General features: G+C 65.6%; 7 protein-coding genes. 2 read left to right on the forward strand and 5 right to left on the reverse strand.

Going from position 1 to position 12,718, the window contains the following annotated elements; all coding sequences use genetic code 11:
• Window positions 1-540: 540 nt before the first annotated feature.
• The 4 genes from R5W23_RS03125 to R5W23_RS03140 form a co-directional block, all read right to left on the reverse strand.
• Window positions 541-1,671, reverse strand: a complete 1,131-nt coding sequence (locus R5W23_RS03125) for an aminotransferase class V-fold PLP-dependent enzyme (RefSeq protein WP_320685062.1) — start codon at window positions 1,669-1,671, stop codon at window positions 541-543.
• Window positions 1,672-2,051: 380 nt separating this feature from the next.
• Window positions 2,052-3,434 (reverse strand): replicative DNA helicase, encoded by a 1,383-nt coding sequence (dnaB, locus tag R5W23_RS03130; RefSeq protein WP_320685063.1) that lies wholly within the window; start codon window positions 3,432-3,434, stop codon window positions 2,052-2,054.
• A 165-nt stretch (window positions 3,435-3,599) separates the two neighbouring features.
• A complete protein-coding gene (locus R5W23_RS03135; protein ID WP_320685064.1) occupies window positions 3,600-4,007 on the reverse strand; it encodes an EVE domain-containing protein in 408 nt (135 codons plus the stop codon).
• Between the two features lie 158 nt (window positions 4,008-4,165).
• Window positions 4,166-5,047: an esterase/lipase family protein gene (locus tag R5W23_RS03140; protein ID WP_320685065.1), complete on the reverse strand. Its 882-nt coding sequence runs from the start codon at window positions 5,045-5,047 to the stop codon at window positions 4,166-4,168.
• A gap of 174 nt (window positions 5,048-5,221) precedes the next feature.
• Between R5W23_RS03140 and dcd the strand changes: the two genes are divergently transcribed.
• Window positions 5,222-5,779, forward strand: coding sequence for a dCTP deaminase (dcd, locus tag R5W23_RS03145; RefSeq protein WP_261190272.1), 558 nt, complete (start codon window positions 5,222-5,224; stop codon window positions 5,777-5,779).
• A gap of 358 nt (window positions 5,780-6,137) precedes the next feature.
• The gene (locus R5W23_RS03150; RefSeq protein WP_320685066.1) at window positions 6,138-9,884 is read left to right on the forward strand and encodes a vitamin B12-dependent ribonucleotide reductase; all 3,747 of its coding nucleotides are present in this window, start codon (window positions 6,138-6,140) and stop codon (window positions 9,882-9,884) included.
• 440 nt (window positions 9,885-10,324) lie between these two features.
• Here R5W23_RS03150 and R5W23_RS03155 read toward each other — a convergent pair whose 3' ends face one another.
• The gene (locus R5W23_RS03155) at window positions 10,325-12,655 is read right to left on the reverse strand and encodes a sigma-70 family RNA polymerase sigma factor (protein WP_320685067.1); all 2,331 of its coding nucleotides are present in this window, start codon (window positions 12,653-12,655) and stop codon (window positions 10,325-10,327) included.
• Between the last annotated feature and the right edge of the window lie 63 nt (window positions 12,656-12,718).

A 12,718-nucleotide genomic window follows, 5' to 3' on the forward strand; every position in this document is an offset into this window, starting at 1 on the left:
CCGGGCGGAAAACGGTTCTGGTGCCTTAACGGACACCAGAACCGTTCTGCTGTTTTGAACGGTTTGACCTCGACGCACTCGGCGCGCGTGCGTTGATTCGACCAATTGCTTGTGGCAACGGCGCGAGGCGATGGGCCGCGTCCAACGGCTCGTGACCGGGGGGGCACCGGTCACGCGGGTGACAAGTTCACGTGATTTACCGCGCTGAAACAGCACACTCCTCAAAAAAGCCGGGCCGAAAAGCCCACACGCGCAACTCACATCGTGTAGCATCGAGTGGGACATCTACTCCGATCCGAGGTATCTGAAATGGGCAAAGGCAACAACTCTCAGAAGAAAGAGACTAAAAAGCCGAAGAAGAGCGCGAAGGCCGCGCCGGCCAAACCTGCCGCGCCGAAGAAGTGACGCGGGGGGGATGTCGGAGGTGGACGACATTCTCTGATCGTTTGCCCACTCCGACGCCAGCAACAACAGCCGTGCGGCCGACGCCGTCAAAAATTCGAGGGCGCCGGCCGGCTTCAGTTCCGGCCCTGCCTGGGATCACACCGCCGCAAGAGCGGCCTTCAGTTCCCGCAGCAGCCGCTCGATGTCGTCGTGTGTGTTGTACCCGTGGACCGCGACGCGGAGCCGGCCGGTCGGGTTCATGACGTGAACGTTGCCCGCGTGCAACCGGGCGTTGATCTCGGCCGCCTTCGGGTGCTTGAACGCCAGAATCCCCGCGATGTGTTCCGGCTCGTCCGGGGTGAGCACCTCGACGGGGAGTTTCCGTAGCTCGGCCAGGCAGTGGCGCACGAGCGGCCGCGCGTGCGCATCGATGTTCGCCACGCCCACCCCGCGCAGGTACTCCAGACCCGCCCGGACGGCGTAGAGGGCCGGGTAATTCGGCATCCCGACCATGAAACTCGCCGCGCCCGGCTTGCTCTTCACGGCCTCGAAACTGCCCGGCCCGAACGCGTCCTCGAGGTTGAACCACCCGCCGGCCGGGGCGGTCCACTCCTTCGCGCGGTCCTTCGGCACGCCGACCAGTCCGCCGCCGTGCGACGCCAGAATCCACTTGTGCGTGCTGCTGACGATGAGGTCGGCGCCGCGCAGGTCGAGCGGGATTCGCCCGAGCGCCTGCGTCACGTCCACCCCGAGCAGCGCGGGCGAGTGCTTCCGGACCGCTTCCACGATCGGCGGCAGCGCCACCGTGAACCCGTTGTAGAAGCTCACCAGCGACACGTTCACCAACCGCGTGCGGGGGTTCAGCAGCGGAATTAAGTCTTCGACCCGCAGGGCGCCGGCGCGGTGCTTCCAGAGGCGGAGCGTGGCCGGGCACGCGGGCTGGAGCCACGGCGTCGAACTGGCCGGGAAGTCGAGGTCGGTGCAAACCACCTCGTCGCCCGGCTGGAGTTGCAGCGCGAGCGCGGCCAGGTTGTACGCCTCGGACGAGCACGAACAGATGCCGATCTCCGCGGCGGTCAGTCCGAAGAACTCGGCGGTGAGCGCCCGCGCCGCCTCCCACTGCGCGGCGTGCGGCACGCGGCCGTCCATGCCGAGCTGCTTGTCCCGGAAGTATTGCGCGAGCGCCTCACCGACCGCCGGCGGAGGAACACCTTCCGCCGCGGTGTTGAGGTAGGCGCGGCCTTCGAGGGTGGAGAAGTCGCGGCGCCGGGATTCGGGGGTGAGCATGGTCGTACTTGGAAGAGGGGGACGGGTCGTTCACCTCACTGTATTGGTGCGGTCCGGGTTCCACCGGTGGCACTTCCCGGCAGCATGATGGCGGAAGCGGAATGAGTTGGCGGGTCGTGGCTTTCGGCCCACGCGGACTTCGTGTTCATAAAGACAGGTTTTGACAGGATCGACAGGATAAACAGGATTTCGAATTAATCGGTCTTTATCCGGTTCATCCTGTCGATCCTGTCAAACTGCTTTTGGCCTCTCCGTCGCGGGTTCGCGCCACATTGCCCTCGCCTCAAGTTGGCAACGCCCCCGAGCGAGGCTCATACCGCCACGTGTTCTCAAGAAGACGTGATTGAAATCACGCCCGCCGTGCTCCACCCGGCACGCGCTTACATACCGTCGCCCATGCCCACGTCGGCGATGTAGTTCTCGTAGCGGTTGTATTCCTTCCGCCACGTCAGCGTGACCTCGCCCGTCGGGCCGTTACGCTGCTTGGCGATGATGATTTCGAGAACGTTGTCGTCCGTCTGTCCGTCGAACTTCCCGGGGCGGTGCAGCATCCAGGCCGTGTCGGCGTCCTGCTCGATCGAGCCCGACTCGCGGAGGTCGGAGAGGCGCGGCTTGTGGTCCTGGCGGTCTTCGGACGCCCGGTTCACCTGGGCCAGCGCGATCACCGGGATGTGCAGCTCGCGCGCGAGGAACTTGAGCCGGCGACTGATCTGGGCGACCTGCTCCTGCCGCGGGTCGCGGCGGTTCTCCGGCTCGATGAGCTGGAGGTAGTCGATGACGATCAGCTTCAGTCCCCCCTCCTTCTCGTGCTTCTTCATGAGCCGCCGGGCGCTCGCGGCGATCTGAATCATGGTCCGGCTGGGGGTGTCGTCGATGTACAGCCGGCACTTGCGGAGGGTGTCGCCGGCGGCCATCAGCTTCTGGATGTCGTCGGAGTTCAGGAGCCCCTTGCGCACCTTGTGGCTGTCCACGCGGGACTCGCAGCAGAGGAGCCGCTCGGCCAGTTCGATGCGGGCCATTTCCAGGCTGAAGAACAGCGCCACCGGCGGTTCCCCGGTTTCGTGCCCTTGCGTGATGACGTTCCGCACGAGGTTGAGCGCGAAGGCCGTTTTCCCGACGGAGGGCCGGGCGGCGATGATGACGAGTTCCGTTTTGTGCAGCCCCGCGGTCATGTTGTCGATGTCGACGTACCCGGTGGGCAACCCGCTGATCGCGAGGTTGTCCTGGCCGATGCGCGAGTCGAGCCGGTCGAACGCCTCCTTCACGACGGTCGAGAGCGCGGCGGTTTCGCCCACCATGCCCTGCTTCGCCACCTCCATGATCTTCCGCTCGGCCTGCGCCACCAGTTCGTCGCCGGACTGGGTGCGGTCGTAGGCGTCGCGGAGGATCTCGTTGCTCGCGTGGATGAGCCCGCGCACCATCGCGGTGTCCTTCACGAGCTTCGCGTGGTACTCGGCGTTGGCCCCGGTGGGCACCGCCTCCCACAACTCGACGAGATACTCCTTCCCGCCGATGTCCTCGAGCTGCTTGTTCTTGCGCAGTTTGTCGTACAGGATGACGAGGTCGATGGGCTGGTTCTCGGTCGCGAGGTCGCACAGCGCCTGGTAAATCTTCTGGTGGGCGTCGAAGTAAAAGTTGTCCGAGACGATGTGCTGCTGCACGCTGGAGAGCGTGTCGGGGTCGCGCAGGATGCCCCCGAGCACGCCGCGCTCGGCGTCGCGGTTCTGGGGCGGCAGGCGATCGGTCAGGGGGTCGCTCGACATGGCTGATACGCTCACGACTTACGGCGCGCCGGGCCGAACTGAAAGCGCGCACACTACGGGGCCGGCGCTGTTTGATAGCCGGTCCCCCCGAGTCGTGGAAGGGCATTTTGGGCGGAGGTGCGGGCCGGGTAATTTGGGCAGCGCGACAGATGCGCCGCGATCCGTCTAACCTTGCGCCAGCGCTTCGACCCGTTCCCACAGTGCATCCGGAACGGGCATCACCGACAGCCGAGCTTGCTTCACCAACTCCCACGACGCGAAAGCCGGGTCTGCCTTCACGGTTGCGAGCGTCACCGGTTTGGCGAGCGCCCGGAGCGGCTTGACGGTCACCGCCACGCACTTTCCTGAGTCGTCGGTTGGGTCCGGTGACGGGTCGCCAATCACCTCCGCCACGCCGACGACGGCTTTGATCTTTCCTGTCGCGTAGAAGAAAACGAGATCGCCCTTCTTGACCGCGCGCAAGTGCTTCTGGGCGAGTGCGTTGGTGACGCCGGTCCAGGTGGTCTGACCGTCGCGCTGGAGGTCGGCGAAGCTGTACGTCTCGGGTTCTTCCTTGAACAGCCAGCGCGCCATGTCGCTTCCTCCAATGGATTTCGGGTCGGGTGCGTAGAATGGTGCGGCGTGGCCCCGGCGGTTCGCTTCCGTGTTTCGCACCTTTGAGTGCCGGGGTCACGTCAACCTCAGTACGTAGCGATTCCGGGTTTCGTAACCAGGGGCTTTCGCCCCTGGGTCTATTTCGTCGGTCGGCGTAACAAGTTCGTGCGCGTGACCGTCTCGCCGAACAGCACCTTGCGGGCGTTGGTCACTTCCTCATCGGACCAGCGGGCGAGCTTTCCCGTGGCGAGCGCGTGAATGGTCTTGGTGCTCTCGGCCTCGTCCATCGCTTCCGTGTGGCTCACGGCTGCGAGCACTGCCGGAACGCCGAGCTTCTGAAGCTCTTCGGGCCACTGGCTGCGGAGGTTCACCACGCCGTCCGATTCGAGCCGCTTGACCTTGCACACGACGCACGCGAACTCGATCTCTTTGTTGAAGGCGCTGGCGCCGGCCGCCGCCTTACGGGCCTCGGGGGTCAGCGACTTCACGAACGGCGCTTGCGCCTTCGGGTAGCCCACGTTCAGCGTCGCGAGTTCGGCCCCGGCGAACGGGGAGGCCACCGCGATTACCTTCGTGACGCCGGCATCGGGGTTCAGTTCCGCGAACTGCCGGCCGATGATTCCGCCCGCGGAGTGCCCGACGAGGATGATCTCGGTGTAACCCGCCTTGCGGAGGTCCGCTACGAAGGTGCGCAGCCCCGGTGACTGTGCGATGTCGTCGAGGCTCACCGTTTGCGAGTAGGCGAACGCGAACACGTCGAAGTCCTTGGCGAGTGTCTTGACCAGTTCACTCTTGGGCTGTTGCCAGTGACGCAGTTCGGGTTTCACGGCCTTGACCGGCCGCAACGGGTGGAAGTGCAGGCCCGGAATCAGCACGACGGCCCGCGTGTTGGCAACCGGCTGCGCAGGCGCGGCCCATCGCTTCGCCGCCGCGCCCGGCGTGACCTGCCACAACTCCGTTTGTAACTCGGTGGCGGGGGCCGCGGTCGCGAGAGCCAGGAACAGGATGGTGGGCGCCATTGTGGGTGCTCGCGTCTGGTAAGCTGATTGGCATTTGTTGTATCGGCCCGGGCCGCGGCCCCGCTACCGCAGTTCTTGTTGATCGCCTCGGCCCGCCCTTCTTGCGCGTTTCGTGCAGTCGTGCGGCCTCGGGCGCCGATATGGAGACGGTGAATTAGTGCAGGAGGCCGGGTGATGGGCGTACTTCCCGACTGGATGATTGAACGCGACGTGAAGATCGTGCCGTTCGCCCCGCAGCAGCACCGGCCCGGAATCATCTCCTACGGCGTGACCAGCTACGGCTACGATGTGCGCGTGGACCGGCACTTCAAGGTGTTCACGAACGTCTGGGGCAGTACGGTCGATCCGAAGAACTTCGACCCGAAGTCGTTCGTGGACGTGGACGCGGATTACTGCATCATCCCGCCGAACAGCTTCGCCCTGGCGGAAACGGTCGAATACCTGGAAATCCCGCGCGACATCCTGTGCGTGTGCGTCGGGAAGAGCACTTATGCGCGGTGCGGGATCATCGTGAACGTGACGCCGCTGGAGCCGGAATGGCGCGGCCGTGTCACGATCGAGATCAGCAACACAACCCCACTGCCCGCGAAGATTTACGCGGGCGAAGGGATCGCGCAGATTCTCTTCTACAAGGCCGAAGCGGTCTGCAAGACGAGCTACGCGGACAAGCAGGGCAAGTACCAGGACCAACCCGGGCTGACGCTGCCGTTCGTGCCCGGCGCGGGTGGGTGACGGATACGGCACACAGGGTTCCCGTCGGTGTGCGACGCTGGCCGGCCTTTCCAAGATGGAGAGGCCGGCCCGCGTCGCATAACGGTATGCGCGGTTCATGTCCGGCGCAGATCGCGGGCGCAACTCACGGCTTGACAGAGACATAGATTTTCTGGAAACTTGTTCACTAGAGCGAGCCGATAGATTGCGCTGTCTGTGACGATTGTCGGGGGAGCGCATCGGGCGCCTGGGCAAGGCTGGTAAATCTTGCCCGCGACTCGCCGTCCCCGTCTGCCGATCACTGACAGGCTGAGGCATCATGAAGACGCGGTTCATGGAAGTCCGCTCTTCTTCGCCTCTTTAACTGCCGGACTACGCCATGCTGATCACGCGCCGTTTCACGCGCGAGGGGCAAGACCCCTTCGCCGGCATCGAGTTCGCCCCGCGCAGCTCCACGATCCGCAACCCGAACGGGTCGGTCGTGTTCGAGATGACGGACGTGATGGTGCCGGCGAAGTGGTCGCAGGTGGCGGTCGACATCCTCGCTCAGAAGTACTTCCGTCGCGCGGGCGTTCCGGCACGCCTCAACCGCGTTCACGAAGAAAACGTCCCGGCCTGGATTCAGCGCAGCGCGCCGGTGTCGGCGGACACGCCCGCCGGTGGCGAAACGGACTCGCGCCAGGTGTTCCACCGGCTCGCGGGCTGCTGGACCTACTGGGGCTGGAAGGGCGGCTACTTCACCAGCGAGCGCGACGCCCGCGCGTTCTACGACGAAGTATGCTTCATGCTCGCCATGCAGATGGCGGCGCCCAACAGCCCGCAGTGGTTCAACACCGGGCTGCACTGGGCGTATGGGATTGAGGGGCCGCCCCAGGGGCACTTCTTCGTCAACCCGCTCTCGGGCGAGCTGGAGCGCTCCACGTCCGCTTACGAGCGGCCCGCTCCGCACGCGTGCTTCATTCAGGAGGTCGCGGACGACCTCGTGAACGAAGGCGGCATCATGGACCTGTGGGTGCGCGAGGCGCGCATCTTCAAGTACGGCAGCGGCACGGGCTCGAACTTCTCCTCGCTCCGCGGCGAGGGCGAGCCGCTGTCCGGCGGCGGCAAGTCGTCGGGGCTGATGAGCTTCCTCAAGATCGGCGACCGCGCCGCGGGGGCCATCAAGAGCGGCGGCACCACCCGCCGCGCCGCCAAGATGGTCGTGCTCGACCTCGACCACCCCGACATCGAAGAGTTCGTGAACTGGAAGGTGACGGAGGAGCAGAAGGTCGCGGACCTCGTCACCGGTTCGCGCCTTCTGAACAAGCACCTCAACGCGATCATGCGGGCGCTGCACGGGCACGCTGTCGCCGAGGAACGCTACGACCCGACCAAGAACGCCGCCCTGCGCAAGGCGGTTCTTGAAGCCCGCGCGGCGCTGCTCCCCGAGAACTACATCGCCCGCGTGCTGCAACTGGCCCGCCAGGGCTGGAAGAGCATCGAGATCGACGAGTACGACACCGACTGGAACTCGAAGGCGTACTACACGGTCTCCGGCCAGAACAGCAACAACTCGGTGCGCATCCCGAACGAGTTCATGCGCGCCGTCGAGAACAACGGCCCGTGGCAGCTCTTCTGGCGCACAGAACTGGAGAAGGCCAAGAAGGAGGGCCGCGCGCCCAAGGCCAAGAAGACGCTGCCGGCCCGCGAGCTGTGGGACCAGATCAGCTACGCCGCGTGGAGCTGCGCCGACCCCGGCGTGCAGTTCCACACCACCATCAACGAGTGGCACACGTGTCCGTTAGATGGTGACATTCGTGCAAGTAACCCATGTTCGGAGTACCTCTTCCTCGACGACACGGCGTGCAACCTCGCGTCGCTGAACCTGACCACGTTCTTCGACACGAAGGCCGGCAAGTTCGACATCGAGGCGTACCGGCACGCGGTCCGCATCTGGACCATGATCCTCGAGGTCAGCGTGTACATGGCGCAGTTCCCGAGCCAGTCGGTTGCGCAGAAGTCGTTCGACTTCCGCACGCTCGGCCTCGGGTACGCGAACCTCGGCGCGCTGCTGATGGTGCAGGGCATCTCTTACGACTCGGCCGAGGGCCGGGCGCAGTGCGGCGCGCTGACCGCGATCATGCACGCCGGGGCCTACGCCGCCAGCGCCGAGATGGCCGCGGAGGTGGGGCCGTTCGCCCGCTACGCCGCCAACCGCGACCACATGCTGCGGGTGGTCCGCAACCACCGCCGCGCAGCCTACAACGCCGCCCCCGCCGAGTACGAGGGGCTGTCGGTGTACCCGGTCGGCATCGACGCCCGGTACTGCCCGCCCGACCTGCTCGCCGCCGCCCGCCGCGAGTCCGACCGGATGCTCGAACTCGGCGAGCGGCACGGGTACCGCAACGCCCAGGTCACGGTTGTCGCTCCAACCGGCACTATCGGGTTGGTGATGGATTGTGACACCACCGGCATCGAGCCGGACTTCGCGCTGGTGAAGTTCAAGAAGCTGGCCGGCGGCGGGTACTTCAAGATCATCAACCAGTCGGTGCCGCCGGCGCTCGCCAAGCTGGGCTACGCCAACTGGCAGATCGAGGACATCGTGCGGTACAGCCGCGGCGCCGCGACGCTGCACGGGTGCCCGCACATCAACCCGGCCGTGCTGAAGGCCAAGGGGTTCACGGACGAGCTGCTGAAGAAGATCGAGGCGCAACTGCCCGGCACCTTCGAGCTGCCGTTCGTGTTCAACACCTGGACCCTCGGCGAGGACTTCGTCAAGAACGTGCTGAAGGTGCCGGCGGAGGCGCTCGCCGCGCCGACGTTCGACCTGCTCACGCACCTCGGGTTCTCGAAGGCCCAGGTCGCGGAGGCCAACGGCTACGTGTGCGGCACGATGACCATCGAGGGCGCCCCGCACCTGAAGCCCGAGCACTACGCGGTGTTCGACTGCGCCAACAAGTGCGGCAAGACCGGCAAGCGGTACCTGTCGTGGGAGTCGCACATCCGCATGATGGCCGCGGCCCAGCCGTACATCAGCGGGGCGATCTCGAAGACCATCAACATGCCCTACGACGCCACCGTCGAGGACGTGAAGAAGGCGTACCTGCTGTCGTGGCAGTTGATGACGAAGGCCAACGCGCTCTACCGCGACGGCTCGAAGCTGTCCCAGCCGCTGAACTCCGTCGCGGACTCGCCGGAGGCGGCGCTGCTCGCGTCGGTCGCGCCGGAGGCCGAGAAGGCCGAGGCGAAGGCGCCGCAGGTGCAGGTGGCCGAGAAGATCACCGAGCGGATCGTTCACCGGTACATCGCGAAGCGGCGGCGGCTGCCGGACCGCCGCGCGGGCTACACCCAGAAGGCCCGCATCGGCAACCACAAGATGTACATCCGCACCGGCGAGTACGAGGACGGCACGCTCGGCGAGATCTTCATCGATATGCACAAAGAGGGCGCCGCGTTCCGGAGCATGACCAACTGCTTCGCCATCGCGGTGTCGCTCGGGTTGCAGCACGGGGTGCCACTGGAGGAGTACATCGACGCGTTCCTGTTCACCCGCTTCGAGCCGAACGGGGTGGTGCAGGGGAACCCGTACATCAAGATGTCCACGTCGATCATCGACTACATCTTCCGCGAGCTGGCGATCACGTACCTGGACCGCAAGGACCTGGCCCATGTGCTTCCCGAGGACCTGCGCGGGGACACGATGCACGACGACGACGACGACCCCGACTTCGACGACGAGGTGGTGGTGAGCACCCGCACCGTTGACACGAAGGCGCCGCCGAAGCCCGCGATCGAGCACCCGCGCTCGGCGCATGCGAAGCCGGGGACTACGGGAACGGCCCCGAAGCCGGGCAGCGACGTGATCCAGACGCCCCCGCCGCGGGTGACCAACGGCAACGGTAACGGGCACGCGAACGGCAACGGCAACGGCAACGGGCACGCGAAGTCAAACGGGAACGGCACCGCCGTTCTCCCGCCGCGGAACAGTTACACCCCGGTGGCGGGTACGCAGGCCGAGAAGATCCGGGCCGCCCGTCTGAAGGGCTACGAAGGCGACCCGTGCTCGAACTGTCAGCAGCTCACGCTGGTGCGCAGCGGGGCGTGCATGAAGTGCGACACCTGCGGTGAAACCACCGGCTGCGGGTAAGACGAGCGCAAGTGAGAAGGCGAAGGTGTGAAGGCAAAAGGGTAGCAACCCCTTTTGCCTTCACACCTTCGCCTTCTCACTTGCGCTCCGCCGGGTTAATGCCGGATCGGGTTGAAGGGTAACCTTCTTTTGTAGCCGGCCTCTGTCAGGCCGGTGCGACACCACCCGTCTACCACCGGCCTCACAGAGGCCGGCTACAAATACCGCGCGGATACAGATCAAGTTGGTGGCACAGGGCTCCCGCCCTGTGCTACGTCCGGCGACCCCTCCGGGGTGCGAAACCAAGGCAAAAGAGGAACGTGCAAAGGCAAAAGAGGTGCAATCCTTTTGCCTTTGCACGTTCGCCTTTTAACTTGTTCTCCGCCCCGGAGGGGCCGGCTCGCGTAGCACAGGGCGGAAGCCCTGTGCTCCCGCCCTGTGCGGCCGACACAGTACGGTTTTTACTTCACCATCCGCTGCAACTCGGCGGCGTGCGCGCGGAACTCGGCCGTTTCGGTGAGCGTACCGAGCAACTCGCGGAGTGCGGCGGCCTTATCGCTGCTGCGAGCAAGTTGGGCCGCGAGGGTTCGAGCCTCCACGTCCGTGGGGAACCGCCCAAGTGCGGCGAGGAACAGCACCTCAACACGGCGGGCATCGGTCACCGCCGTGGCGGACAGCTCACGAAACAGCGCCTGGAACCGATCCGGTGCGGGGGGCAAGCCCTTTGCCGCCGGCTTGGCGGGCGCGGCGGGTTCCACTGTTGGCTCCGGTGCTGGCAACCGCCCCCAGACCATCACGTGATCCGCCCAACCCGAACCTGAGCGAGTTTGGGCCGCGAGAAACGAGCCGTCGGGACCAAATGCGAGTGCCGAGTAGTCCCGAATGCTCTCCTTATCAACCAGACGAGCGACCTCCTTCCCGGTGGCGGTGTTCCAGATGACGACCTCGGACGGTGCGGCAATTTCGTTTCCGCGCACGTCCAGCCCCGTTGCCGCCGCTACCAGCTTTCCGTCTGGAGAAAATGCCACTGCCTTCACTGGCCTGCGGAAGGCCGGGATACGAAACTGATCTTGTCCCGTATCGGACGATAGGAAGTGGAGTTCATTTCCGTCGGAGTTCGACATGACGAGTGTCTTGCCGTCTGGTGATACGGGACACGATCGGGCGGGCACGAGTACGGGGTTGGTCAGGGTGAGCGGTTTGCTCTCGGTTCCGGTCGCCGTATTGGTGATGCTGAATCGGAGGGCTTGGAATTTCTGTCGTTCGGCGCCGTCTTCGAACACCTCTTGGGTTCGGATGGCGAACCGGCCGCCCGCGGCCAGTACCAGCGGTGACCCCAATCCGATAAAGTAAGTGTCGCTCTGCTCAGGGTACGAGACTTCTTTCCACGTGCCGACATCCCAGACTGATATACGGCTAACCGAAGTGTACAGTGGTAGTAGTCTAGGTCCACCGGCCGCCCCTTTCCGCCGAGTATCCGTACTCGTCCGTCCGCACAACGCGATCAGCTTCGCCCCGTCGGGCGTGAACGCGACCTGTTGCGCGGGAAGGTTGCCACTCGGCCAGAGTGCCTCAACGACTCGGCCGCTCATGCGGTCTCGAATCTTCACCCCGTTAATACCCTCGGCAATTGCGACGAACTTTCCATCAGCAGACAATGCAGCTCCTGACACATTATTTACTGATGAAAATGTGCGCGCATTGTTTCCTGTAAGTGGTATCAAGTTCACTCCGCGGTCGTGGCGCATGAGGAGCGACCCCCCGTCGGGGGTAACGCCGATGAGATGTCCGTAGCCGTCCAGCGTTCTGCGCCACGCGAGCGGCCAAGTATCTTTTGGTTTGGGTTCCACCGGCTTGGGCGGCGGAGCGCTGTCCAACTGCACCGGAGTGTCTGGCGGTGCGCTTACCGGGTGCGCCGTCACCACTTTCGGGGCCTCGGGCGGCTCGGCGGTCGGGTGTGCCCACCCGATGCCAATGGCCAGCCCGAACAGGGCCAGACTCAGTGTGCCCGCGGCCCACTTTTGCAGCTTCGTCATGATCATTGCCCTTTCCGCCAGCCGCACGACTGGCTCGCGTGCAATTCCGATCGCGGCCCGGAGCCCGCGGGCTGCGGCGACCGCCGCGGCGCGCTTCACTTCGGCGACCGCAGTCGCCGACAGGGTTGGGAGGAACCCGAGTGCGGCCAGCACCCCAGCGGGCAACGGAAGCCGCCGCGCGAGGCGGGTTCGGAGGGTTCGGCGTGCGGCTGTCAGCCGGGATTCGATGGTGCCCACCGGGCAGCCGAGTTCCCGGGCCGCGTCGGCGTTCGATAGCCCCTCCAGGTAGCACAGCACGAACGCTCGCCGGTACGGTTCGGAGAGCCGGTCGATCTCGGCGTCGAGCATGCCACGCAGTTCGTGCAACTCGGCGGCGTCGGGTGTGGCGCGGGCCGCGGGCTCTGTGGCGAGGGTGGTAGTCGGCCGACGACCGGCCGCGAGCCGGTGCGTGATCCGCATGGCGACCCGGTGGAGCCAAGCCGGGACCGCGGTACCCCGTCGGACCGCGTGGGCCTTGCGTGCCAGCACGAGGAACGTGGCCTGGAACGCGTCTTCGGCGTCCTCGGTGTGTCCCAACGCGCGTCGGCACGCGGCCAGCACCATTGCGCCGTGCCGCCACACGAGCAACTCGAACGCCAGTTCGTCACGCGCCGATGCGAAGCGCGCGAGCAGTTCCGCGTCGGAGTCACCGCCCGAGTCGAAAACGGCGTCGCGCCGCAGCTTCCGCACCAGCGCGGCCAGTCGAACCCCAGCCATGTCGGTTCCTCCGGTTCGCCGCCAGTATAAGAGCCCGGCTCGCCGACGTACCCGCGCGCAATT

The organism is Gemmata algarum (assembly GCF_034097035.1).
Lineage (GTDB): Bacteria > Planctomycetota > Planctomycetia > Gemmatales > Gemmataceae > Gemmata > Gemmata algarum.